Here is a 26,488-nt window from a genome sequence, read left to right as displayed (position 1 = left end):
GCTCCGCAACGCTCCTGCGCGTTCGCACGAAAGCCGAATCAAAAACCGGGTTTTGATAAATCTGTAGCTTTGCCTAAGAATCTATCACAAAAACCCGGTTTTTTTAGATCCAGAAAATAGCCAGCAAAATGCCCGATTGTTATCAAGATAAATTTCCCCTTAATCTTTATCAGGGTCATCGGATTTTTTCGGCCATTTTGCTGATTTTTCTGCGGCTTTTTTTCTGGGGGTTTTGTTCACCCCATATAAAGGAATGGGGGGTTCTGGTGATTTAGTTGTTTCAGGGTTTGGCTCGGGGACAATTTCTAATTGTCTGGGTTGATATTTGGCCGGTTTTTGCGGTTTTTTATTCCCATTTTTATCGCCATTTTTCTCTCCATGTCGTCGCTGAGAGGTGTTTTCTTCTGCGGTATTTTCGGCAATGACTTCATATAAAATTGCCAGTTTATCAGGGGTGTTGCCTTTACGCAAAACTCGCCCTAGTCGCTGAATATATTCTCGTTCTGAACCTGTCCCAGAAAGCAGAATGGCGACTCTGGCATCAGGGACATCAACTCCTTCATTGAGGACATGAGAAGCGACGAGGGTTTTATATTCGCCACTGCGAAATCGGGTGAGGATTTGGTGCCTTTCTTTGATGGGAGTTTGATGGGTAATTGCGGGGATGAGAAATTGTTGGGAAATTCGGTAAACGGTGGAGTTATCCGCTGTGAAAATGAGGATGCGTTCGGGATGATGTTGGGCAAGTAAGTCCGCCATAATTCTCATTTTGCCGTCGGTTCCTAGGGCAATTTCTCTGGCTTCTCGATGGGCTAACATGGCTCTTCTTCCCGCAGGCGATCGCGCCGAAACTTGGACAAAGTTCTGCCAACCTTCTAGGCTACCGAGAGAAATTTTCGCCGATTTTAAGAATTCATTGCGGGTATTGATTAATTGGTTGTAGCGATCGCGCTCATGTTGGGATAATTTTACTTTAATTTTGACAATTTCATGGTCAGCGAGAGCACCTCCCGCCAGTTCTTCGGCAGTTTGGCGATAAACTTCGGGACCAATGAGATAATTTAAGTCAGAATGTTTACCATCCGATCGCTCTGGAGTGGCAGACAGTCCCAAGCGATAAGGGGCGATCGCAAATTCCGCAATCACCCGATTAAAATCTGTGGGTAAATGATGGCATTCATCAAACACAATCAAAGCGTAACGATTGCCCAAAGTTTCTGCATGAATGGCCGCACTATCATAGGTAGAAATTAAAATTGGGCTTTTGTCCCGCGAACCCCCGCCGAGGAGTCCCACCTCGACATCAGGAAATGCGGCTTCTAAGTGGGCATACCATTGGTGCATTAAATCCAGAGTTGGCACCACCACCAAGGTACTCCGAGGGGTGCATTGCATGGCTAACTGGGCTAAATAGGTTTTTCCCGCTGCGGTGGGCAACACCACCACCCCTTGACGTTTAGCTTTTTTCCAAGCCCACAACGCCTCCTCTTGATGCCGATAAGGGGGCATTTCCAAACTGGGGACTAACTCCAGGGCTTCAAACCCTTTGGCTTCGTCATTAAATTGAATGTCTTCCCCTTGAAGGGCTTCTAATAAGGGACGGTATTGAATGGCGGGGATGCGAAATTTTTCCACCCGGTCGTCCCAGGTGACAAATTCTACCCAGGCTTTACCCTTCGGTGGTGGATGCAGTAATAAGGTGCCGCGATCGTAAGTGATGGTCGGTATGCGTGCCATGTTCAGACTCCGATGCGCCAGACGCCGCTCCCATCTTACCACCACTAATGACCAGATTGACAATCTGAATCTAACAATCGCAGGTCTTTGCTCCGGAAATTTATGACGATTTGAGTAATCTTGGGTAAGATTGGGTAAGTTTCCTGCTTCTGTAGTTAACCCCTGGTTATTGTAAGGGAGAACAGGCATAAAGGGATCGCTTTCTTAGCCAATTTGCCTGGTCGATCAGAAAAACGCTGTAGATTTAGAAACCCGGTTTCTGGGTAGAAACCGGGTTTTGATTACTTTGCTTAAGTTTAAATTAAGTGGAATTTCAGCTTAAATTAAGCTTAAATTAAGCGGAAACCATACCGCCTGCGGCTTGCAGACGCGCCAGGGCTCTTTTCAGCGCTTGCTTGGCCTGAATTTGTTGCTGACGGCTGCCGGTGACCGCAGCATTCAGATTTTTTTCCGCTTCAGCATATGCTTTCCGGGCAGCTTCTTTGTCAATGGACTCACCGAGTTCGGCACCATTGACTAAGATCGTGACTTGATTATTTTCCACTTCGGCAAAGCCACCGAGTAGGGCGATCGCCACCCACTCTTTCTCTGGCCGTACCCGCATCACACCCACATCCAACGCCGTTAGCAAAGGAGCGTGACCGCTCAAAATGCCAAGCTGACCAGTGGTACTGGGCAGAATGACTTCTTGAGCCGAAGCATCCCAGATGGTCTTATCTGGAGAAATTACGCGAACATTTAGGGTCATAATTTATCGAGGATTGATTGTCAATGATTGACGGTTGACCGTTGACGGTTGACCGTTGACTGTTATTCGTTATTCGTCATTGGTTTGAGATAGCAAACAACTTGCCAACTTGCCAACTTGCCAACTTGCCAACTTGCCAACAAATAACCATTGAGCTTCAACGGTCAACAGCAAATAAAATTACTTGCCTTCGGCTTTCATTTTTTCGGCTTTGGCGATCGCCTCATTAATATCGCCCACCAGATAAAATGCTTGTTCCGGCAGATCGTCCAGTTCCCCAGACAGGATCATCTTGAATCCTTTGATAGTGTCTTCCAACTTCACATACTTACCAGGAGAACCAGTAAACACTTCTGCCACAAAGAACGGTTGGGACAAGAAACGTTCGATCTTCCGAGCCCGTGCCACGGTCAAGCGGTCATCTTCGGACAATTCATCCAGACCCAAAATGGCGATAATATCTTGCAGTTCTTTATAGCGCTGCAAAGTGGCTTGCACAGCCCGGGCAGTATTATAGTGATCCTCACCAACGATATTTGGCTGGAGCATGGTTGAGGTCGAATCCAGGGGATCCACTGCTGGGTAAATTCCCTTAGAAGCCAAACCGCGAGACAACACCGTGGTAGCGTCCAAGTGAGCAAAGGTAGTGGCTGGTGCGGGGTCGGTCAAGTCGTCCGCTGGCACATATACTGCTTGAATCGAAGTAATGGAACCCTCGGTGGTGGAGGTAATCCGTTCTTGCAGTTCACCCATTTCCGTAGCCAGAGTTGGCTGATATCCCACCGCAGAAGGCATCCGACCTAAGAGTGCGGACACTTCAGAACCGGCTTGGACAAACCGGAAAATGTTGTCCACAAACAGCAGCACGTCTTGCTTGTTCACGTCGCGGAAATACTCGGCCATCGTCAAAGCAGACAGACCAACGCGCATCCGGGCTCCCGGTGGCTCATTCATCTGACCGTAAACCAAGGCCACTTTAGATTCGCTGAGGTTCTTTTCATTAATCACCCCAGACTCTTTCATTTCGCTGTAGAGGTCATTACCTTCGCGAGTGCGTTCACCCACTCCAGCAAATACCGACACACCACCGTGAGCTTTGGCGATGTTATTGATCAGTTCCATGATGATCACGGTTTTGCCGACCCCGGCACCACCAAACAGACCCACTTTGCCACCCCGACGATAGGGAGCCAGCAGATCCACCACTTTAATCCCAGTTTCCTGGATGGAGGGCTTGGTTTCCAACTCGACCAGAGTTGGCGCAGAGCGGTGAATGGGGGAGGTTTCTTCGTTACCAACAGGACCGAGGTTATCCACGGGTTCGCCAGTGACGTTAAAAATCCGGCCTAGAGTTGCCTTGCCTACAGGAACGGCAATGGATTTGCCTGTGTCTTCAACTTCCATGCCGCGCACCAAGCCATCGGTGGAGGTCATAGACACGGCGCGAACTTGGTTGTCGCCGAGGAGCTGCTGTACTTCGCAAACCACGGAAACTTCTTGGCCTGATCCGTTTTTACCCTTAATGTTCACTGCGTTGTAAATCTTCGGCAGTTTGCCACTGGGAAATCTGATGTCTACAACGGGACCAATAATCTGGGTAATGAATCCTACGTTTGTTTTTTCTAATGTGGTGACCATGCGCGTTTTTAGAGAATTTACCTATAAAGTGATTCGGTCAAGCTGGGTCTGTCACCCTTAAAATGCCATCTTTAAGGGTATCACTGAAGGGGCTCCGAATTTAGTTATCTTGGAATTTGATTTTCTTTGACTACAGAATTCCGGCGATCCTAAAGATATTATTAATAATTGGTGATTTGTTATTTGTTTGAGAGCCTGGGGGCTCACAGAACATCAGCTTAAGATCATAAGTTTTACCCCTCCCCAGTGAATCTATCTCCTAGCCCCCTGGGGAAGAAAGGGGCGCAAGTGGTAGGATCGCCAAGGGATTTTAAATTTAATCAATCTACAAGTATCCATTTTTAAGGCTGGGAGAAATCTCAATGGGACGAATTTTTATTTCAGCGGGTCATGGGGGTTATGAAAATGGGACGATCGATCCCGGTGCGATCGCTGGTGGCACCACGGAAGCCCAGGAAATGATCTTGCTGCGAGATATGGTTGTGGCCGAACTGCGATCGCGCCGGATAGAAGTTTTATCGGTTCCCGATGACCTGAGTATGGAACAATCCATTTATTGGATCAACTCCAGGGCTAGAACTGGGGATGTAGCCTTAGAAATTCACTTAGGGTCGGCGTCCACTCCCGCCACCCGTGGGGCCAGAGTTTATCATATTGCCAACAACACCCAAAGAAGACAAGACGCCCAAAATCTCCTGCTGGCCTTATTGCGACGGGTGCCACAACTGCCCAGTCAAGGGGTTTTTGCAGACACCATGTCTGGTTTGGGTAGTTTGGCCTTTTGTCGATGGGTGAGTGTCTCATCGCTGTTGATCGAACTGGGCTATATTACCAACCCAGACGATCGCTTTTTACTGCAAAACCGCCGTCGAGACTTTGCGATCGGACTTGCCGAGGGACTGATCGCTTGGAGTGGGGCTACTCCAGCCCCCACACCGACGCCCACACCGACGCCCACACCGACGCCCACACCGACGCCCACACCGACGCCCACACCCACACCTACTTATAGCCGAATTAATATCAATATTAATGGTCAAATCTATGGGGAAGGCGGCATTGTTGTGAATGGCAATGCGTTTATTCCCATTGATTTAGCGGATAGCTTGGGAGTGAATATTTCTCAGGTCACTGAGATTCGTCGGATCACTTACAAAAATATTGTTTATATTAGGGCAGTTGAACTTCGTGATTTTTCCATATCTGTTGGCTGGAATGCTGACACAAGAACTGTCTTGCTGCGATCTATTGTGCAGATATGTCCAGGAGCCTTTGATCGCATCATGGGGCATGGCAACACCTCAGAAGTTCAGCTAATGATGTTCTTAAAAAGTAACAATGAAGCGGCAATTAATCAGTTTCCCGACCTCTCAAAAATTTATCGAGAAGAAGGCAGTATTGAGGGGGTAAATTATGACATCGCTTTCTGTCAAATGTGTTTAGAAACGGATTTTCTCCGCTTTGGTGGGGACATTACTCCGAATCAAAATAATTTTGCCAGTTTAGGTGCGATCGGTGGAGCCACTGCATCTGCCTCTTTCCCCAGTGCACGAATTGGTGTGAGAGCCCATATTCAACGGTTAAAAGCTTATGCCAGCACTGAACCTTTGGTTCAAGACGTCGTAGATCCGCGATTTCGGTTTGTCACGCGAGGAGTTGCCCCTTTAGTGGATCAACTCAGTGGTCGCTGGTCTGTGGATTTGCAATATGGGAAAAAGATTATGGCGTTGATGCGAAGACTCTATGAGTCTGCGGGGTTAATTTAAATAGGCGATTCTCGCGATTCGCCGAAGGGGGGATCCTGCGCGAACGGGCGATCACTGCCCCGGATCTCCCCCTTCGGCGAAAATGTATCTCTTTCTGAGTAATTTTACATATCGATACGCTAGAATAGCAGTACCTCTTCCTCGGATCACAATATCGGTAAAAATATCGGTAGTCTCGATCGCCAACGGTGAATTCGCTTATTTTGTGTAAACCAAAGTCTTCAATAATACGGGCTAAACCAAGGGCGATCGATCCAAAATTTGCTCATCCGAACCTGAGAGAAAAATTCTGTTAGGTTCTTCACGGCAACCCCTTAGCCAAACCGATAAGCATTATTCACAAATAATGACATCACACCCCTGCCCCCTGATTAAGGTGGATTGGGGGGAGGGAAAACTTCAACATCATCTTCAACATCATCGGCGATCGCGCTGATCGTCGATCAGCTTTTTATGTCTAGCTAATGTCTTTAAGATTAAAGATGATTGGAACCACCATCTCAAATGATGGGTCAAATAATCATGGAGTTACTGATATAGTCTGGTCAGCATTGAACCCACCCCAAAATACATCTTATTACCCATTTATTGGGGTGAAAAAAGTGTGGATAGAGTCTAGCGGATATCGCCAAAAAACGATCAATATTTGATGAAATTATCAGCAGATAATTCAGTTATTTGGAGCTAAATAATGGAAATATTAAAGATGGCAACTGCCGATCCTGCTCATAATATATTGGGTTATGAAAAACAGCCCCTCGATGCAATTTTTGCGCCAAAAACCGTAGCGGTAATTGGCGCCACAGAAACTCCCGATAGTGTGGGCAGAACCGTCATGTGGAACTTACTCAGTAGTCCATTTGGCGGCACAATTTTTCCCGTCAATCCCAAGCGGAAAAATGTATTAGGCATCAAAGCTTATCCAAATATTAGTGCGGTTCCGGAACAAGTAGATTTAGTAATAATTGCCACTCCGGCTCCAACCATACCGGGAATCATCAATGAATGCGTCGCCGCCGGAGTCAAAGGGGCAATTATTATCTCTGCCGGGTTCAAAGAAATTGGCGACCAAGGAGTGAAACTGGAACAGCAGATCCTCGCCAATGCTCGGCGGGGCAATCTGCGAATTATTGGGCCAAATTGCCTGGGGGTAATGAACCCTTTAATCGGACTGAATGCGACCTTTGCCAGCACGATCGCCCGTCCGGGAAATGTAGGATTTATCTCTCAAAGTGGCGCCCTTTGTACCTCCATTTTGGATTGGAGTTTACAAGAAAACTTTGGCTTTAGTGCCTTTATTTCCATTGGTTCGATGTTAGACCTAGACTGGGGAGATTTAATTTATTACCTAGGGGACGATCCCCGCACCAGCAGCATCGTCATTTACATGGAATCCGTCGGCAATGCTCGGTCATTTTTGTCCGCCGCGCGGGAGGTCGCCTTAAGCAAACCTATTATCGTAATTAAAGCCGGTCGAACCGAAGCGGCGGCCAAAGCGGCGGCATCTCATACCGGCGCATTGACCGGCAGTGATGAAGTGCTCAATGCCGCATTTCGTCGTTGTGGGGTATTGCGGGTGTATCATATCGCCCATCTATTCTCTATGGCGGAGTTGCTGGCCAAGCAAGATCGACCCACAGGCCAGCGTTTGACGATTATTACCAATGCGGGCGGGCCGGGAGTGCTGACTACCGATACCCTGATCAGTGAAGATGGTGCTTTGGCTGAGTTATCCCCAGAAACGATCGCCTCTCTGAATAAAATTCTGCCGACTCATTGGAGTCACAATAATCCCATTGACATTTTGGGAGATGCGGATCCAGACCGCTATGCCAAAACCCTAGAAATTGCCGCACAGGATCCCAATAGTGATGGCTTGCTGGTAATTTTAACCCCCCAAGCCATGACCGATCCGACTCAGACCGCTGAAACCTTAAAACAATGCGTTCAAAAGCTAACCGGGTCAGCAAAACGTAAACCAGTGCTGGCCAGTTGGATGGGGGGTGCCGAGGTGTCGGCAGGAACCAAAATTCTCAACCAGGCCAATATTCCCACTTTTCCTTACCCAGATACGGCGGTGCGGATTTTTAATTATATGTGGCAATATAGCTACAACTTGAAGGGAATTTATGATACCCCTTCTTTAGCCCAGAATGCGGAAGAATATCCCAGTTGCGATCGCGCTGCCGCCATTATTCAAAAAGCACAAGCCGCCGGTCGGTTTCTCCTGACAGAATTTGAATCCAAGCAGCTACTCGCCACTTACGATATTCCCATTGTGGAAACCCGCTTGGCCACCAGTGAAGCGGAAGCCGTAGAAATGGCCGAGCAAATGGGTTATCCGGTGGTGTTGAAAATTTTCTCGGAAACCATCACCCATAAAACTGATGTCGGTGGAGTCCGGTTGGATCTGGTGGATGCCGAAGAAGTCCAACACGCCTATCGGGCAATTGAAACCTCTGTGACGGAAAAAGTCGGTGCCGAGCATTTCCAAGGTGTCACCGTGCAACGGATGATCAAACTCAAAGATAGCTATGAACTGATTTTAGGCAGTAGTCTCGATCCTCAATTTGGCCCAGTGATGCTGTTTGGCTCTGGGGGACAACTGGTGGAAGTGTTTAAAGATCGGGCTTTAGGGTTGCCACCACTCAACAGTACCTTGGCGCGGCGGATGATGGAACAAACCAAAATCTATAAGGCTCTTCAAGGAGTGCGCGGACGGAAACCCGTGGATCTAAAAGCCCTCGAAGGGCTGATGGTGCAATTTTCTCAACTGATCGTTGAGCATCCTTTGATTAAAGAGATTGATATTAATCCTTTGTTGGTTTCTGAGGCTGGTCTAGTGGCCTTGGATGCCCGCGTACTGCTTCACGACCTGGATATCACCGAAGACCAAATCCCCAAACCCGCGATTCGTCCTTATCCGAATCAATATATCACCAAGATTACGCTCAAGAACGGGCAAGAAGTGAAGATTCGGCCAATCCGACCCGAAGATGAGCCGATGGTGCAGAAGTTCCATGAAACTCTCTCAGAACGCAGTTTGTATTTGCGCTACGCGCAAATTCTTAAAACCAGTCGTTTGTTCGCCCACCAACGCTTGTCCCGGATTTGTTGTATTGACTACGATCGCGAAATTGCCTTGATTGGGGTGCGGCGGCATCCGGAAACCCAGGAACCTGAAATTTTGGGAATTAGTCGATTATCCAAATTGCACAGCAACAAAGAAGAGGCGGAGTTTGCTGTGTTGGTCAGCGATCCGTTCCAAGGACAAGGGTTGGGGACTGAGTTCTTGCGCCAACTGATTTCTATTGGTCGGGCAGAAAATTTATCCGTGATCCGGGCGGAAATTCTCCGACATAATTTCGTGATGCAGCATATTGGCAAAAAATTAGGATTTTTGATTCAGCGCGTTCCCGGAGAACCAATGCTCAGTGCTGAGTTATCCCTTACATCCTAGACACCCGGTTTCAGCGTCAGTCCTAGATGCATAAATCAATGCGATCGCCCGGTCGAATCATTTTTGGATTCCGAGGAATAGCGATCGCATTGATCAAGATAAAGATACAAGATAAAAATGATTTTGTCCGATTGCCCGACCCAAGGCGAACCCCTAGGTCGGGGAACCGTCCATTGAGCAGCCCTGGTTTTTCTGGATGCCCTGGTTTTTCTGGATGTAGATGCGACCATCTTGATGAAAAATCCCCAGCGAGTTACTTGATTTAATCGTCCACAATCTGCGCCCAGTCGGGGAAAGAAGGGGGGAAAAAATTGATATCGTAATCAGAATCTTCCCATTCTTTAACCCAAAGCGGCACTTTGCCTCGTTGGGGTGTCCGAGAAAATAAGCGATCGCCCACTTCGAGAATATAAAACACCTGTTTGAGCGTGTCTCCTCGATCCAAGGCTAAAGTGAGGATGTCATCCAATTCTGGATTAATCCGTTTCACTTTTTCTCGGTCGTCTTCTACCCAGACCAGCTTTAAGGATTTCAGACGGCGGGGACTCAAGTCACTTTTAAAGTAAACTCGCTTTAGGGTGGCCACAGGCTCTAAACTGCGCTCAATTCGGCGAATTTGTTGCACTCGAAGATAGTGCCATTCGGCCAAACGCAACCGCTCTTCGGGCGGAATTTCCCCTTTCTTGGTGGCGTGTTGAAAGCCATATCTCGACAGAGAACAACCCAAATTTGCTAGTAAATGGATCAGTTCTCTTTCTTTGGCAGTTGCTTGACGTCTGCCTTGGGTTTTGATGGTTGCTCGTTGTCTTGTAATAGTCATGGTCGATGATGCCACGGGTTTGTGATTACAGATAGCCAGAGGGGTAGAACAGAGCAGCAATGGAAGGCTTGGCATCAGCAATTGCTGGGGAAGTTCTACCCACCTGAAAAATATATTTTCAGATTATTTCCGCGCTGGCTGGCGAATTACTCTCACGGTGATTAACCTATGATTTCGTTTGAATCTCCTCTGTATCGCCATCCTCATCAGTTCCAGTGTATCCTTGCTTATCGCTCTCTTTCGTTCCTTGAGAACGACTATTTTGGAGCATTTCAGAGGATTTTTCCCAGGCAAAACCTGAAGCCGATGCTTTGAGCGGATTCGCACTGGCACTGCCAAGGTTAAATATGGCAAAGCTGGCGGAGATAAGCGCCGCAACTACGAGAATATTCTTTTTCATGAGATGTACCCTGCTTTCCTAAAAATGTCACTTTTGAAGCAATTGCAATCTTCAAAAGTGGGCCTTTGCAATAGACCTCTTGTGGTTTGACCACTCAGCCGTTAATAATGGACACATACAGGCCAAGCCTGTTGAAACTGAACTGTCTTCAATGACGGATCTCTGTTTCCACAATCTTGCACCAATCCTTCTTGTTTGGGGAGAGGATCCTGAGCCATCAGGGACTTGAACCATCAGGGACTAAACCATCAGGGTGCATTATCATCAGGGAATAAAACCATCAGGGTACACAACATCAGGGAGTCAACTCATCAGGGATTTATCAAACATCAGGTGCATCTATCTACATTATTAGCAGCGATCGCCAAAAAGCCATCGTTGCTGTGGTTGAGAAGCTCTTACCTGGCAGTGAGGGTCTCTCAACTTTTTGTTTGAATTAGAGAAATCACACAACACACACTTGGCCAGAACCAAGCCTGTGTAGGCTTTGCCCGCATCTATCTATGCGGATAGAATTCTGCGGTCTAAACACTACACACCTTTACTCTTATTATATCTACAGTCATTGGTTATGCAAAACTGAAAAATTTTTCCGGAATTAACACCTGTAGGAGAAAAAAACTTTTAATTTTAGATAGGTTTTGGCAAAGTTAAGCAAATTTAATTTACGAATATAAAATAAATTTTATTTAAATTTTATTAAAACTGGAAAAATCCAGCCCAGTCAATTTGCTAAAACTAAAAATCCGCAAAATACTGCCGCTGCTATCTTTAACTATCTATGGGGCTGCATTTGCCAAACCATCTCCTTTTCTTCATTGGCTGATGGCCATGACGGATCCCCTGACAAAAACTACACCCCTGGCTTTGAGAAAAGCCAGGGGTTTAACATAAGCTGTAATGTAAGCAAATGGGTTTTTTGCGGATTTTTTTCTTGGCAGACTAGCCAAAATTGCTCCCTGATGGCTTTAAGATTTTTGGGCTTTGGAGAGTAAAGCCATTTTCTGCGGATAGATTTGAATCTCCATTTGATCGTCATCGCGAGTGCCAAGCGATCGCTTCACCTCACCCAAATAAAGCAACTCAGAAATACCCGGTTCAGGATGCAATACGGTTCGCGCCCGAATAGTCAGTTTATCTTCCCCGTTGCGACTAAAACGACCGGGGGAATAAAGATCCGCCGCAGCTTGACGCAGGGTGGCCTCAAGTTCTGACTCAGTAATCGTCGCCGGTACAGCAATCACCGCTTGAGTGGCGGCATCATCGTAAACTAGAGAAAACTTTACCGCCCCAGGAATTGGCGTGCGAACATATAAGCTCACCCCCAAGGCAAATAATCCACCCGTCAGGACAGCCATAAAACTGGTGATCCCCACCAAGCGAAATCTAAATCCCCATCTGAGGATAAAGCTCAATCCGGTCAAAACCGCAAAAACGAGGGTGCCAATTCCCACCCACTTTGAAGCCATCAGAATCAGATCATTGGATATCATAAGAATTTTAAGAATTTTTTTACTCAAGTTTCCGTCTCGTTGCTGACAAACTCAACCGAGTCAGGGTTTGGCGATTCCAAGGCGGCTTTTAAAGCGTGCCAAGAAAGATTAGCACATTTAATCCGCACAGGGAATTGAGCGACTCCTTGCATGACGTTTAGCTTGCGGTGTTCTTTGGGAAATTCTCCCTCCCCTTTCATCATGCCTTGAAATCGTTTGACCATTTCCAGGGCTTCAGAGATGGTTTTTCCTTGTAATGCTTCTGCCATCAGATCCGCAGAAGCCATTGAAATGGCACAGCCTTCCCCTTCAAATTTCACATCTTCGATGCGATCGCCCGCTTGATTAAGCTGGACTGTGATCTCAATGGTGTCACCACAAGAGGGATTGTGGCCGCGTTGGCGACAGTGAACCGGGCTTGTTGTCCCCTTATGCCGAGGGGTTTTGTAGCGCTCCAGAATAACTTGCTGGTAAAGATCGCGCAAATTACCAAGACTCATGGTGTAATTGCTTAGAAGTTAACTTATCTTTACGATACTCCGAATAGTTACAGGTTTTCTTGGAGAATCCATTTTTCTTGGATGCAACCTACTTCAAATCTCAGGTCGTTGCACTTGCTACTTCAACTTCCCTGTTCCCCTAGGCTCACGGATGCGGCTGGGATCAATGCCTGTAGATCGTCGATCGATCGTCGCCTGATTTTGGATGATGGTTATGTCAGGTGGCAAATGTCCACCTGACATAAAACATATCTTGATAGATATATCCCTAGAAGCCTAAATCAACGGCGATGCGATGAGCGCAGGCAAAGCCAGAAAAGGCGACGGCATTTAAACCTTGGCCGGGAAATGTGCTATCCCCCACGCAATATAATCCCGGAATAGATGTGCGATTAAATGGCATGGGTAATAAGCCTAAAAGTTTCCGCTGGGGAATTGGCCCATAGGTGCCATTGTGCCGATTTAAAAATTTTTGGTGGGTGCGAGGAGTGCCGATTTCCATATAATCAAGTCCGGCATCTAATCCAGGAAAAATAGTTTCTAATCGCTCGATGATTCGTCCGGCAGCGGTTTCTTTTTTGCCTTCATATTCGGTGGTAGAGAGTCCTTTCCAGGGAGCGATCCAATCGGGGGTAAAGCTATGGATGATGTGATATCCTTCTGGGGCTAAGTCTGGATCGAGTAAGGTGGGAATTGAGACAAAAATTGTGCCTTCTGGGTCTTGCATATGTTGCCAGTTTTCTAGGAGAATATGATGGCAAGCGGTGTCTGGGGGGATGACAGATTTTTCTACCCCTAAATGTAAGCTGAGGAAGCTGGGAGATTCTTGGTAGCGATCGCGCCAAGTTTGTTCTTTTTTCGGCAGGGGTGTATCCGGTAATAACTTATCAAAAGTATCCCAACGAGTCGCATTGGAAACGATTCGTTTGCCATAATAGATTTCTCCATTGGATAGTTCCACCCCGATTGCCCGTCCTTTTTCCATGAGAATGCGATCGACTCGGGCTTTATATTGAATTTTGCCCCCGTGTTTTTCTAACCCTTCTACCAGTTTTTCGGCAATTTTCCCCACCCCACCTTTGGGATAGTTAATCCCGCCATAATGTCGGTCAGAAAATACCATTCCCGCATTAATCATGGGGGTGATATCTGCGGGGACTACTGACCAGCAGTAGCACTCAATATCAATAAATTTCAGCAGCGTTGGGTCTTTAATATATTTGCGGGCGATATCTCCCACGTTTTTTGGCAGGTATTTCACCAAACCCAAACAAGCTAGAGGGTGTTGAAAAAAGACGCGGGTCAGATAGCCTAGTTCTTCCAGGGATAACAATTCCATCACGTTGAGGCAGTTGAACACTTGCCAGCATTCGTCATAAAAGTTACGGATCCCTTGGCGTTCTTGGGGAAATTTATCTCCCAGTTCTTGCAAAAATTTCTCATAGTCTCGGTGGACTTGCACCCGCAAATCATTGGGCAGGTGGTAATCAATTTGGATCGGATCCGGGATGGTTTCCAGGCTGACATTGACCGCATCTAAGGCACGAGTGAGCAAATTGGTGGTGCCTTGTTTGCCAAAGCCAAAGATCATGGAGGCGCCTACGTCGAAGTGGTAGCCATTGCGTTCAAAGTACCCAGAACTGCCTCCGGGAATGACGTAGCTTTCTAAGACAAGAACTTGTGCGCCTTTTGCAGCTAGTTGGGTGGCTGTGACAAGTCCGCCGATCCCGGAGCCAATAACGATAACGTCAAATTTTGAGGGCATGATCAGTGATGATTGACGATCTAGTTGCGATCGCGGTTGTTGACAATTGTTGACAGAACACAGCAATGCCGTGTCCTTACATTTTACCTTTAAAGCTTTCTCAGGTTAAGTCCCATGCATAAAAAGAAAATACGGGATTAGTTTAATCTTGCCAACTAATCCCGCCTGCCGATCCTTATGAGAGGAGAACACGATATTTACTATAAACTTATTGCAAAGTTTTGTCAATACTTTTTGAGAATTTTTTTCAAAACTTTTAGGGATACAGCTTATTGCATATACTTTATCTGCAATAAATTAACATAATTCGCCGATGGAGCATCAACAAATAACAAACAACAAATAACAAATGACAAATAAGAAAAAAATCCTGATCGCCGATCAATCCACGATCGCAAGGCACTATGATGATTTACGTTTAGCCACAAATTTACCGAATATGACTATACAATTGCGTGTCTTCGTTCCACCTCATCCTTTAATTAAGCATTGGCTGGCAGTGGCTCGCGATCGCGACACCCCATCAGTCCTGTTTCGCACCGCCATGACCGAATTAGGCCGTTGGCTGACTTACGAAGCTTGTCGCGATTGGTTGCCCACTCTGGATGTGATGATTTCGACGCCCTTGGCGCCTTGTCCGGCGACAATGGTGAATCCCCAAAAGCCGATCGCGGTGGTGCCGATTCTGCGAGCGGGTTTAGCCCTGATGGACGGAGCGCAAACGGTACTGCCGACGGCATCGATTTATCATTTGGGCATGGTACGGGATGAGGAAACCTTAGAACCTCGGTGTTATGTGAATAAGTTGCCAGAAAAGTTTGAGCCGGAAACCAGAGTGTTGATTTCCGAACCGATGTTGGCGACGGGGGGCACGATTATGGCCACTATGACAGAGTTGACTAATCGTGGGGTGAGTCCGGATCTGATTCGGATTATTTCCGTGGTGACAGCCCCTCCCGCTTTGCAGAAATTGAGTCTACAATATCCCGCGTTAAATATCTATGCCGCTTGTATTGATGAACATCTCAATGAGCAGGGGTTTATTGTTCCGGGATTAGGGGATGCAGGCGATCGCACCTTTGGCACCGAATAAATCCCCAAAATTGTCCGGAGCTATTTGACAAAAAGACTGTTATTCGAGTGATTCACTCGAAGTTATCCTGGAAATATCGGTTAATGAATAGGGAAGAGAAATGAGTGATCAAGATAATTTTACAGGTGGATTAATCGTTGGCGCCGTCGTCGGTGGTTTAGTCGGAGGCGTGATTGGCTTTCTGCTCGGAGGAGGGCGATCGCAAGAGGTTTTAGCCGATGAGAATAGTCCACTGCCGGAATCAAAATTGCGTAAAATCATCAAACGCCCGCTAAAAGGTGAAGAGGAAAAGATTTCTGTCGCACGGCGAACCTTAGAAGAGAAAATTGCTCAACTAAATGAAGCCATTGATGAAGTCCGCTTCCAGTTAGGGGATGACCACGATCATTCTGATGAACTGGACAACCCTGAAGCGATTTCCTCGCCGGTCGCTCCCCGAAAGCCCATGACGGATAACCGAACTGACTGACGCATCTGGAGACGGTTGACTTTCAAATTTGACCAACTTTCAGGAGGTTAACTGCTCCAGACCGCCTCCCCATCGTTTACACTAAATTTAAGCCTTAACCAACTTAATTAATTTGCTTTCGCAGCATAAACTTATGGGAATAGAGATACTCACCCAGACCATAGCCACTTTTCTGAACATCTATTTTGCCCTGTTGATCATCAGGATTCTCTTAAGCTGGTTTCCTCAAGTCAACTGGTACGATCCACCGTTTTCGATTCTCAGTCAGCTAACTGATCCTTATCTGAATATTTTCCGTTCTTTCATTCCCCCAATCGGTGGCATTGACTTTTCCGCAATTTTGGCTATTTTGCTCTTGCAAATTGTGGCTGATGTATTTGCTAGTTTACCAGCAGCAAGTGCATTTTAATAAGGTAAACAAAAATACAAGTAGAGACGTTTTGGTTACGTCTCTACTTTTTTAAATTTCCAGGATCAAAAGTGTTCAATTCGCACCGCAGAGGCAAAACCAGAGGCTTTGAATTGTTTTAAGCTCAAAGGTAATGGATTATTTACCGGCACAGAAATTCTCACTTCAAAATTGCTTTCCCCAGGGGGAACTTCATCAATTTTTCCTACCCGCGTCCGGTTCGGCAGCACGTTATTGTCATTGGCATCATAAATCCGACCATAAACATCCGCATCGTAGACCATTTTATTGGTGGGATTTTTGGCGGTTCCAGTGATAATAAAGCAATTAGCAGGATTGCCAGAACCATCGCTAGTCACCAGCCCTTCGGAGAATTCTGCCGGACAGTCTTTGTAAGATAGGTCAGAGAGGGTAATTTGGGTCATTGCCCAAGCGGGGGGCATCCAAAACCAAGTGGCGATCGCGATCGCTACGGTCATTACCACCCCATAAAAAGCCCGAAAATTCAAATGCCATCCGGCACGCTTCGCGAACAGGCGAAATCGACTCGTATTGAACATTACTTTATTGGTTACTTGATTGGTTAAAATTACGCTAACCACTAGCTTATATCACTTCCCCGGTAATTAAAGGGTTTTTCTATTCATTAGGACTTACGCAACGACTCTATATATGAGTATTGGTGCGTTACCGTCTCGGAACAACACCCTACGGATAGCTTAAATAGGATTGCTATAGGACTTACGCATGGTGTCGATATTTCTGGTTTTGGAGGGGCAATCCGAAAGCGGTGGTTGCCCTTATATATAGCGTATTGGCGTACAGCAATTTTCTCCGCGAGTAAACCACAAATATCTGTAGGGGCGAAGCATTCCGCCAGAAGTTTGATGCTTATAAAGATTAACCTGACTGCCGGAATGCTTCGCCCGCTCGTGGTTTACTCAACAGAAAAGCGCTGTAAGTCCTATTTTGGATTTATGCCCGAAGGCGATTAAGTAGAAACCAGGAATGGCTGATTTTTTGACATTGCTTCTGTCAGGCAATGATACCAATTTTCCATCCCTTCCCCGGTACGGGCTGATACTTCAAAAATACTCGCTTGGGGAGCTACTTTTTGAATATTGGTTAAGGCTTTTTCCCGATTAAATCCCACCACTTCGGCAATATCAATTTTGTTTACAATCACCACATCAGCGGATTTAAACATGGTCGGATATTTTAGGGGTTTATCTTCTCCTTCGGTGACAGATAACATGACTACCCGCATATTTTCGCCTAGGTCATAAGCAGCAGGACAGACCAAATTGCCCACATTTTCAATAATTAGTAAATCCAAAGCATCCAGGTCAAGTTGTTTGACTGCCTTGGCGACCATTTCTGCTTCTAAATGGCAGACCGTTCCGGTGGTAATTTGGATGGCCGGGGCACCGGTTTTACTGAGACGAGAGGCGTCATTATCGGTTTCTAAATCACCGACCACGACTCCAGCTTTTACCTGATTTTTCAAATCACTAATGGTACGTTCTAGCAAGGAAGTTTTGCCAGAACCAGGGGAAGAAAGCAGGTTTAACACTAGCAAACCTTTGGCCATAAAATAGCCTCGGTTCCGTTCCGCAAGGCGATCGTTTTTGTCCAAAATTCCTTGGCTAATTTGAACAATGCGATCGCGCATCCGCGCCGCTTCGCGATCGCCTTTATTCTGACCATTTTGGGAATGGGGATGATGATGATCGTGACCAGAAAGGTGTTGATGATCGTGGTGATGGTCATAGTCATGGTCATGGTTATGATCATGGTCATGATCATGGTTATGATCATGGTCATGGTTATGATCGTGGTCATGGTCATGGTCATGGTCATGGTGAAAATGGCTATGAATTCCAATTTCTCCAGGGGTTTTACTACATCCGCAATCTTTGCACATAATTTTATTTTGTTACTTGATGGTTGTTGGGTAGGGATTCTTTGTTGGTTGATGGTTGTTGGTTGATGGTTGATGGGTAGGGATTCTTTGGTTGTTGGTTGATGGGTAGGGATTCTTTGGTTGATGGTTGTTGGCATCGAAGAACGAAGAACAAAGAACAAACAACAAACAACCAACAACCAATAACAAATTCAAACAAAGTCCGATAATTCTAGAGAAGTTAATTCAATTTCTTTTCCCGAAATCATTTTTTGACTGAATTGTTCACAAGTTGGACATTGATAAAATACATCAGGTGGGGAAAATTCCCGCTGACAGTGAGAGCAATAACAAACAACGGGGACTGATTCTATTTCTAGAATTGCTCCGTGGGCGATCGTGCCTTGTGTCACCACATCAAAGGCAAACTCTAAGGCTTCGGGAACCACCCCAGACATTTCACCAATCCGCATTTTTAAGCGATTGATTTTGTTTGCTCCTTGCTGACGAGCATTTTCTAGGGCAATTTCTAGGGTTTGTTCCATTAAACTGACTTCATGCATGTCATTATTTTATCGTAGATAATTCTGACAAATTGATCGTGGGGAGAATAGTCAAAATTCGCTGACTAATTGTTTAATTTTTTCTAAAGCAACCGCGATCGCCGCTTGGGTGGTGGGGGAAAATTGTTCGCCAAAGTCGAAGTTAACCGCTGGAATGAGTACCCACCAAGCAGCCGGGGCGACCCCATAAACCTGTTTGGCTAAGGTGAGGAGCGATCGCGGATTACTGGTATGTCCCAAACAATTGGTCGTTTCTGGGACTTCATCGGTCAGGGGATAAACTTCCACCGTTGTAGACTCTGGGTAGGCATCGATAAAAATGGCTCGCTGGACGGTAGCTAGTTCTGCCGCCAATTCTGGAGTTAACTGGTGGACCGCATAACTGCGGATATATGGCAATTTCCACTCCTCGACCAGAGTGGCAACCTGTTGCCCCACCCCATCATCACTGCGGAGGGTATTTCCATATCCAATCACTAATACTGATGGCTGGGTGTTTTTTTCTTGATTGGGAATCATGCTTTTATTTCCTGGGATTCGGTTAATGTGCCGATCGGGTCATCACCGATCGGCGGCAATAAACTCCTTAACAGCCTGATAAATATTTTGTAATTGTTTCATGGTTTCTGCGATCGAGGTGAAATTGTTTTGAGTGATTTCTGCTTCGATTTTACTGGTAATTTCTGGGATGATAAGAATCCCCACATTTTGACTTGTTCCTTTAATTTGCTGCATTTTGTGAGCCAGATGAAAGTAATTTTGATCCGTGAGGGCGGTCATGGCTTCTTCTAGATAGGTGTCGGTTTGTTGGACAAAGGTTTCTAACAGTTTTTTTTCAAAAAAATGATTGCTTCCAGAGATTTTGTGTAGTCGAGCAAAATCAATGGGAATTTGTGCCGATAATCGGTGTGAATCAACGGCGATCGCCCGTGAATCAGGATTCACCTGTTTGACCGGACTGTTCTGAGCAATCATAGCAGTCTGGGTGAAATGGTTCAAATTTTCTGAAGCGGTGATTCCCTTAAAAGATCCGCTGTGCAGCATCGCATTTTTTAACTGATCCAGTTTTTGTTTTAGTTCACCAATAAGGGCGATCGCTTCTTTTAAATTATTAGCGTTAGCTTGACGTTCCAATTCTGCCGCCAACTCTGGCATCCCAATCACTGCGACATTGGCACTCGCCCCTTTTAATTGATGTGCGTTGCGGCATAAAGTTTGAATATCCCCAGTTTCTAAAGCTGCTTGTGCCTTTTGCAAATTCGTTTCAGCCTGTTGAATAAATAGTCCTAGCAACTCTTGTTGTAACTCAATATTAGCCTGGGTAATTTTGGCCAAATGAGCCACATTTACTACGGACTCAAGGCCATAAACTTGCTCCACAGTACATTCAGGCACATTTACTAAATTATTGACAATTTCTGGGGGTGAAGTTTCAGGTTTAACCCATCGCTGAATAGCCGATTCTAAATCTTCCAGGGAGATGGGTTTGGTTAAAAAATCATCCATACCCACCGCCAAACCTTTTTCTCGATTTGTCAAACCACTTCCGTCCGCACATTCATCATTAATTCCATAAGCGGTTAACCCAATAACCACAGTTCTTTCGATGATATTTTTCGGCAATTTATGTTGTGCTTCCCGTTCTCTCACAGCTTTAGTTGTTTCATATCCATCCAATATGGGCATTTGACAATCCATGAAAATAATATCGTAAGATTTTTCTGATAATTGCGCTAACGCTTCTTGACCATTGTTCACAAAATCAGCCACATAACCCAGCATTTCTAACTGATGTTTAATCACTTTTTGATTCATTAGGGTATCTTCTACAATCAAAATTTTAAAATCCGATGCTTTATTTTTAGCAAGATTGATTTTTTCCTTCATTTGACTAGAGGATTCATTAGGAGAAAATAGGACTTTTAACATAGCGGTTTTTAATCGACTTTCGGTAATGGGTTTGACCAAGTAAGTCGCAAAGGCTAACTCAAGCAAATGTTTAGCTTTTTGCGTTTCCGTGATTTCAGTCATTAAAACGAATTTAGTTGGCTTAAGCACGGGTTTAATCCGCATTAATTGAGCGCGAAAATCTCGGTCTAATTTCAGCATTTGCCAATCCACTAAAACAACATGATAAAAATTTTGTTGAGCGCTGTCTGAACATAAATTAGTTAAAGCCGCCACAGCATTATCTGTTTCTTCTACTTGCATTCCCCAACTTTTGGCTGCTAAAATCACTACGGTGCGATTCGTGGCATTTCGATCGATGACCAAGATTTTTTTTCCAGACAGGGCTTTTCTTGTCGCCTCAATTTCTCGGATTTTTTCTGATTTATTGGCATAACTTAGATGAGGCAGATCCATATGGGTTTTTCCCAAACCTAGTTTAATGGTAAACCAAAAAGTAGAACCCTCACCCAATTGGCTTTGTACCCCGATTTCACCTCCCATTAATTCCGCGAATTGTTTACAAATTGCTAATCCTAAGCCCGTGCCTCCATATTTTCTCGAAGTTTGATGCACTTGGGAGAAAACTTGGAATAGTTTCTTTTGATCGGGATCGGAAATTCCAATTCCTGTATCTTTAATTGAAAATTTTATGGTAATCGGTCTATTTAGAGCATAACTATTGATGGCAGGATAATTTATTGGAGATTTTTTTATATTTAAAGTTTCTAGCCGCTCAACATGAACAATGATTTCTCCGGTTTCGGTAAATTTTAAGGCATTGCCAATTAAGTTTGTCAGAATTTGCCTTAAGCGCAAATCATCCCCAACCAGTTGCCGGGGAACATCCCCATCAACTAGGACGGCCATTTGTAACCCTTTGGCATTGGCTTGAGTTGCCAGTAAATCTATGACAGTTTCCAGGCATTCATTTAAGTCAAACTCTCGCATTTCTAGCCGAATTTGGGCGGATTCTAGTTTAGAAAAATCTAGTAAGTCATTAATAATTGTCAGTAAGTGATGACTTGTCACTTTTAAGGTTTGAACAAAATCAAGTTGTTCCCCATTTAATGGCGTTTTCAAGAGTAAGTCACTCATGGCTAATACCCCATTCATGGGAGTGCGGATTTCGTGACTGATGTTGGCAAAAAATTGGGATTTAAATTTAACAGCAGCGATCGCTTTTTCTCTGGCTTCAACTAATTCATCGATGCGATCGCGCTTCGGCGTTGCGGATGCAACATCGCTGGCAATGACAATCCCCCCCACTTGACCATTGGGACTGTACCAAGGATGAATTGCCCGACGCAAATAAATTTTCTGGCCGTTTGCCCGATTCCAGCATTCTTCGGGAATAGAAATGATTTCTCCAGCCAATGCTTTTTGATAATTTTCTTGCCAGTGATCGGGCATATCTGGTACTATTTGATAGTGGCAATCGCCCAAAATTTCTTGACCGACTAAGCCATAAGTGGTCAGCCATTTTTTACTGTAAGCCAAGTAGCGCAGTTCTCGATCTAAAATAGCGATCGCTACTGGCGCATGGGCGACAATTTGTCTGAGTTGCCGGCGTTCTTGTTCGTTCGCGAAGCGTTGCGGATGCAACATCGCTTCAGCCGCTTGTTTGCGATCGCTGATATCCAGAATTAAGCAGCCAATCGCGATAGTTTCTCCCTCAGCATCAGACAGAGGAAACATCGACCATGATTGATGAGTCAAGTTCGACGCTCCTGGTTGATTCATGGTAAATTCCTGAGCGATAATTGATGGGACAGTTTGCCAAACTTGTTCAAACTGTCCCATCAATTGAATGCCGATTTCTGGCCATATTTCTGTAATTTTTTTGCTCAAAAAATCCTGAAGCGATCGCCCATTCATCTTGGCTAAAGCTTGATTAACGTGGATAATTACCCCCACGGGATCTAAAATTGCCATCCCCGTCGGCGACTTTTGGAAAAAATCATTTCCCAGTGCTGCACTTATTTTTTCTAATCGATTGCTTATCTTACGTTCAGATGATTTAACATAGCGACTCCGGGAAACTGCCCCGGCAATTACTCGCATCAATGCCCGACTGTTGATTTCGTCTTTTACCAAGTAGTCTTGCAGTCCCACAGAAAATAGCCCGTTCGCCATTTCTTCCTGCTGCGGACTCACCAGTGCTATAATCGGCACATCAGGGGCGATCGCTTGTAATTGTTTCACCGCATATGCCCCGGAAACTTCTGGCAGATCCAGGTCAAGCAGCACCAAATCCGGTTGTGGGGATCTGCCTTCAGTCAAATAGGCGATCGCTTCACAAAACCCCTGGATATTTATCACAGTTAATTGATTAGCTTCTAAAATACTTTGGACTTTTTCATTCACTGAATCTTTTTTATTTAAAACCAGAATATTATTTGGTATTTCATTATACATATTTGAAAAATTTAAGGTGGTTAAGTAAAAACGTTTTTGATTTAATTTATTTGACAATTTTATACGGGTACTATTAAATTGTCAGAAATTTTATATAATCTTAATAATGCTGGGGCGTAAATTGAAACTATCATTGAATTTGCTCCTATACCAGATTTATGGTCTTATCTTAGACTGAAATCTTGGATCGCGGCAATCCGTGGCCATAAAAATTATTTTACGGTTATTTGTCCTGAAGTAACTCGTTATTTGTTATTTGTTATTCATTGTTTGTTATTTACTGCCAGCTATTTGCTATAATGCCAACCACCAACCAATAACCACCAACCAATAACCACCAACCAATAACCACCAACCAATAACCACCAACCAATAACCACCAACCAATAACCACCAACCAATAACAAATAACAAAAGAATCCCTACCCACCAACAAACCACAAATAACAAGCCCATGCAAAGATATCTATCAATTTTAAAATTATTTTGGGGAGCAGCGATCGCCGCTGAAATGGAATACCGGATAAATTTTATACTGGCTACCTTCACCAGTATCGGCAGCTTAGGGGGCAGTATATTTGGATTATTTTTATTTTATAGAACAGGCTATACTTTCCAAGGTTGGCAATGGCAAGAAGCCTTAATTGTTCTGGGAATTTTTACCATATTGCAAGGATTTTCCGCCACATTTTTGATTCCTAACCTAAATCGCATCGTCGATCATGTGCAACAAGGAACTTTAGATTTTATTTTGCTCAAACCCATTAGTAGTCAATTTTGGCTTTCTACCCGCACCATTTCTCTTTGGGGTTTGTCTGACTTATTATTTGGCATAATTATTGTCGGATACGCTGGCAGTCAACTAGGCTTAAGCAGCGTTAATTACTTGTTAAGTTTTATTCCTTTATTATTTGCCGTCATTAGTCTTTATAGCTTATGGTTTATGCTCGGATCAACAACAATTTGGTTCGTTAAAACCTACAATATTACTGAGGTATTAAGAGGACTCCTGGAAGCCGGAAGATATCCAATGGTGGCTTATCCCACCGCCTATAGAGTTTTCTTTACCTTTGTAGTGCCGGTCGCTTTTTTAACCACAGTACCCGCTCAGGCAATGTTAAACCGTGGAGAATTCACTTGGATCATGGGTTCGGGAGTTTTAGCCATCACTTTGCTATGCGCTTCGATCGCCTTTTGGCGGTTTGCCCTGCGCTTTTATACCAGTGCCTCTAGCTAAACACAATCGGAAAAAACCAAAAATCGCGATACCAAAAATCGCGATAAAATCTAGGGGCAATCCCCCGTGGTTGCCGGGGGCAACTAAGCCCGAAAAATCTGCTAAACATTTCTGCTAAACATTAACGAGGAACCATGCTGGCAGCAATACTATTTGATTTAAATTGTATTGCTGCCAGCATGGTTCTGTGCTACTATTGATTTGTCTACAGTTAAGGTTTTAGCATCTAACTTTGTAGGTACTAAAAAGTACACTGTAAGCACCGAAAATGCACCTTGAAAATCTAATAAACAATTAGCAACTATATGACTAAAGTCAAAAATGGCGGCAACCCGGCTAAGTCTTTGGAAGATGTCAAAGCTGAGATTAAAAATCACAACTCTGATATAAAGGCAAGATACGGTGGTCGAGGTGTCTGTACACTCAAGGTTAACGATCGCTCGATCAGCAACGCAACCTTGACTCTGATATTTACCTACCCGGTAAATCGCGACGGAATTCAGAAACCCGAACAATATAACGTAGGCATGGGTAGTGCTCATATTCCGTTGCAAGTAACTAAGGCTAAAAACGCTAGTAACTTACTAAGCCACGTCTTGAAAATCAATCGCTTTTCTGATAACCCCATTGCATTTTGGGACTATCTTGATTATGATGTGTTGGGAAAGGCAAAAAAAGGGATAGCACCAAAAGTTATTGGTGACTTAATAGAAGCTTACAAATTAGCTTTTATCGCTGATAATAAGGATGCTAAAAACCCAGAAAGTAAGTGGAATCACTATCGGGGTCGTTTTCTTAAGCACTTACCAAGTGATGCTGTATTGACTTCTAAAGTGTTGATAGATTTTATCAATTCTTTAGATGATAACAGTCAAGCGACAAAAGCAATTACAGCAGTCAAAGCATTGTTGCAATATCACGATTTAGAGCGTGAATTTGGCAATGCTTTAAACTGTCGTAAGTTCACTGGTAAGGATACAGAGGAAAAAGAAACTTACGTTCCCACAGATGATGAAGTTATCCATGTTTGGGAAAATGGGTTTTCTTTATTTCAGCGTAATGGTCGTAAAAAAGATCGTAAACAGTTACACGCCGCTAAAGCTTATCAGTTTGTTTTTGGCATCATGGCAACCTACGGTATTCGTGCTCACGAATTTTGGCACGTTCTAAATTGGCATAACCCGGTTGACATCTCAGCTAAGGAATGGGTTCAAGTCGATTCTGATGATTCTGACGATTCTACTGATAGTGAGTACGGCCTAGGCCGGGTTCAACTTGAAAGCGATCGCATAATCCCCGCGTTCTTTGACCCTAACAATGAGTTTCCGGTCTTGGTTATCAGTGACGATACTAAGACGGGTAAGCGTCTCGCTATGCCACTGTCACCTATCGGCGATAACTGGATAGAGCGTTTTCACCTTAAGGACGGGTTGATATTGCCAGACATTAAAGAGCCGTTGAAAGTAAACTGTGATTGCCGACTCAAGGGAACTCAGAACATTGTCATAATGTTAGGCGCAGGAACTGGATCTACAATCGCTTGGGAATCTTTGAACGTTACCAAGTTCTCATCTCACAAGTTGCGTCACGCCTACACCCATCGAGGCCGTTGCCTAGGAGTCAATCCCTGGAAGCTTGCCCAAAGTCAAGGTCACACCTTGTCAACTGCTGAGAGTGTGTACGCTAAGAACCTAGCGTCCCAACGAACGGCTGCAATGCTAAAAGAGGAGTGGCAACGGGTTTATCAGCAGAACAAATTGCCACAATTGACTAAAGAGCAAGCTGTCAAGATATCTGAGAGCTTAAAGGCAGAAACGACAGATGTTAACTTATTTGCAAGTAAGTTGCTAGAAGCTATTTACGGATAGGTAGTGATTATTTTTTTGACGAACAGAGCGCATTTGCTTTAATTGCAAAGAAGTGTCGCTTGACCCGACACACCCGACATCCTCAGTCACAGCAAGGGTTTCATCCGACATTCCACCCGACATTTCACCCGACATTTCATCCGACATGGGAATCTCGTTAATGCCCAGCATAAACATCGACTTAGCGGGTAAGCGCTCAGAATTGCGATCGCTTTTCTGTTTATCCAGGTCCAGGATGCAGCTTTGTACAGAAG

20 protein-coding genes are annotated in these 26,488 nt (G+C 44.8%); 7 read left to right on the top strand and 13 right to left on the bottom strand.

Features of this window, described 5'->3' with window-relative positions; all coding sequences use genetic code 11:
- Window positions 1-159: 159 nt before the first annotated feature.
- From ABWT76_RS07890 to atpD, 3 genes are all read right to left on the bottom strand, one after another.
- Complete coding sequence (locus tag ABWT76_RS07890; protein ID WP_054466036.1) at window positions 160-1,737, bottom strand: DEAD/DEAH box helicase family protein; 1,578 nt, start codon at window positions 1,735-1,737, stop codon at window positions 160-162.
- A gap of 334 nt (window positions 1,738-2,071) precedes the next feature.
- A complete protein-coding gene (gene atpC, locus ABWT76_RS07885) occupies window positions 2,072-2,485 on the bottom strand; it encodes an ATP synthase F1 subunit epsilon (RefSeq protein WP_354635903.1) in 414 nt (137 codons plus the stop codon).
- Window positions 2,486-2,665: 180 nt separating this feature from the next.
- Window positions 2,666-4,123: a F0F1 ATP synthase subunit beta gene (gene atpD / locus ABWT76_RS07880; RefSeq protein WP_054465960.1), complete on the bottom strand. Its 1,458-nt coding sequence runs from the start codon at window positions 4,121-4,123 to the stop codon at window positions 2,666-2,668.
- 362 nt (window positions 4,124-4,485) lie between these two features.
- Here atpD and ABWT76_RS07875 point away from each other — a divergent pair, with 362 nt between their 5' ends.
- Window positions 4,486-5,889 carry an N-acetylmuramoyl-L-alanine amidase gene (locus tag ABWT76_RS07875; protein WP_054465961.1) on the top strand — a complete coding sequence of 468 codons (1,404 nt, stop codon included), beginning with the start codon at window positions 4,486-4,488 and terminating at the stop codon, window positions 5,887-5,889.
- A 691-nt stretch (window positions 5,890-6,580) separates the two neighbouring features.
- Window positions 6,581-9,349, top strand: a complete 2,769-nt coding sequence (locus ABWT76_RS07870; protein WP_054465963.1) for a bifunctional acetate--CoA ligase family protein/GNAT family N-acetyltransferase — start codon at window positions 6,581-6,583, stop codon at window positions 9,347-9,349.
- A gap of 262 nt (window positions 9,350-9,611) precedes the next feature.
- On the opposite strand, the gene ABWT76_RS07865 is transcribed toward ABWT76_RS07870, so the two are convergent.
- From ABWT76_RS07865 to crtH, 5 genes are all read right to left on the bottom strand, one after another.
- A complete protein-coding gene (locus ABWT76_RS07865; protein WP_231636736.1) occupies window positions 9,612-10,244 on the bottom strand; it encodes a hypothetical protein in 633 nt (210 codons plus the stop codon).
- Between the two features lie 91 nt (window positions 10,245-10,335).
- On the bottom strand, window positions 10,336-10,569 hold the full coding sequence (locus tag ABWT76_RS07860; RefSeq protein WP_054465964.1) for a hypothetical protein: 234 nt from the start codon (window positions 10,567-10,569) through the stop codon (window positions 10,336-10,338).
- A gap of 968 nt (window positions 10,570-11,537) precedes the next feature.
- Window positions 11,538-12,038: a Ycf51 family protein gene (locus ABWT76_RS07855; protein ID WP_242050025.1), complete on the bottom strand. Its 501-nt coding sequence runs from the start codon at window positions 12,036-12,038 to the stop codon at window positions 11,538-11,540.
- Between the two features lie 47 nt (window positions 12,039-12,085).
- Window positions 12,086-12,562, bottom strand: a complete 477-nt coding sequence (gene sufU / locus ABWT76_RS07850) for a Fe-S cluster assembly sulfur transfer protein SufU (protein WP_054465965.1) — start codon at window positions 12,560-12,562, stop codon at window positions 12,086-12,088.
- Between the two features lie 268 nt (window positions 12,563-12,830).
- Complete coding sequence (gene crtH, locus ABWT76_RS07845; RefSeq protein ID WP_354635902.1) at window positions 12,831-14,327, bottom strand: carotenoid isomerase; 1,497 nt, start codon at window positions 14,325-14,327, stop codon at window positions 12,831-12,833.
- Between the two features lie 439 nt (window positions 14,328-14,766).
- Between crtH and upp the strand changes: the two genes are divergently transcribed.
- From upp to ABWT76_RS07830, 3 genes are all read left to right on the top strand, one after another.
- A complete protein-coding gene (gene upp, locus ABWT76_RS07840) occupies window positions 14,767-15,420 on the top strand; it encodes a uracil phosphoribosyltransferase (RefSeq protein WP_054466039.1) in 654 nt (217 codons plus the stop codon).
- Window positions 15,421-15,520: 100 nt separating this feature from the next.
- Window positions 15,521-15,889, top strand: a complete 369-nt coding sequence (locus ABWT76_RS07835) for a hypothetical protein (RefSeq protein WP_054465967.1) — start codon at window positions 15,521-15,523, stop codon at window positions 15,887-15,889.
- A 133-nt stretch (window positions 15,890-16,022) separates the two neighbouring features.
- A complete protein-coding gene (locus tag ABWT76_RS07830; RefSeq protein ID WP_054465968.1) occupies window positions 16,023-16,298 on the top strand; it encodes a YggT family protein in 276 nt (91 codons plus the stop codon).
- Between the two features lie 65 nt (window positions 16,299-16,363).
- On the opposite strand, the gene ABWT76_RS07825 is transcribed toward ABWT76_RS07830, so the two are convergent.
- The 5 genes from ABWT76_RS07825 to ABWT76_RS07805 form a co-directional block, all read right to left on the bottom strand.
- The gene (locus ABWT76_RS07825; RefSeq protein WP_054466040.1) at window positions 16,364-16,807 is read right to left on the bottom strand and encodes an FxLYD domain-containing protein; all 444 of its coding nucleotides are present in this window, start codon (window positions 16,805-16,807) and stop codon (window positions 16,364-16,366) included.
- A gap of 482 nt (window positions 16,808-17,289) precedes the next feature.
- Window positions 17,290-18,222 (bottom strand): hydrogenase nickel incorporation protein HypB, encoded by a 933-nt coding sequence (gene hypB, locus ABWT76_RS07820; protein ID WP_354635901.1) that lies wholly within the window; start codon window positions 18,220-18,222, stop codon window positions 17,290-17,292.
- 191 nt (window positions 18,223-18,413) lie between these two features.
- A complete protein-coding gene (gene hypA, locus ABWT76_RS07815; RefSeq protein ID WP_054465970.1) occupies window positions 18,414-18,764 on the bottom strand; it encodes a hydrogenase maturation nickel metallochaperone HypA in 351 nt (116 codons plus the stop codon).
- A gap of 51 nt (window positions 18,765-18,815) precedes the next feature.
- Complete coding sequence (locus tag ABWT76_RS07810; RefSeq protein ID WP_354635900.1) at window positions 18,816-19,283, bottom strand: hydrogenase maturation protease; 468 nt, start codon at window positions 19,281-19,283, stop codon at window positions 18,816-18,818.
- A 42-nt stretch (window positions 19,284-19,325) separates the two neighbouring features.
- The gene (locus ABWT76_RS07805) at window positions 19,326-23,129 is read right to left on the bottom strand and encodes a response regulator (RefSeq protein WP_354635899.1); all 3,804 of its coding nucleotides are present in this window, start codon (window positions 23,127-23,129) and stop codon (window positions 19,326-19,328) included.
- Window positions 23,130-23,583: 454 nt separating this feature from the next.
- On the opposite strand from ABWT76_RS07805, the gene ABWT76_RS07800 reads away from it, so the two are divergent.
- Both ABWT76_RS07800 and ABWT76_RS07795 read left to right on the top strand, forming a co-directional pair.
- Entirely contained in the window at window positions 23,584-24,366 is a 783-nt protein-coding gene (locus ABWT76_RS07800; protein ID WP_054465974.1) for an ABC transporter permease, read from the top strand.
- Window positions 24,367-24,671: 305 nt separating this feature from the next.
- Window positions 24,672-26,234 carry a hypothetical protein gene (locus ABWT76_RS07795; protein WP_354635898.1) on the top strand — a complete coding sequence of 521 codons (1,563 nt, stop codon included), beginning with the start codon at window positions 24,672-24,674 and terminating at the stop codon, window positions 26,232-26,234.
- The last annotated feature ends 254 nt before the right edge of the window (window positions 26,235-26,488 follow it).

Origin of the sequence: Planktothricoides raciborskii GIHE-MW2 (assembly GCF_040564635.1) — a bacterium.
Classification (GTDB): domain Bacteria; phylum Cyanobacteriota; class Cyanobacteriia; order Cyanobacteriales; family Laspinemataceae; genus Planktothricoides; species Planktothricoides raciborskii.
Note: the sequence above shows the minus strand (reverse complement) of the source record. Positions and strands in the feature narration are given on the sequence as shown.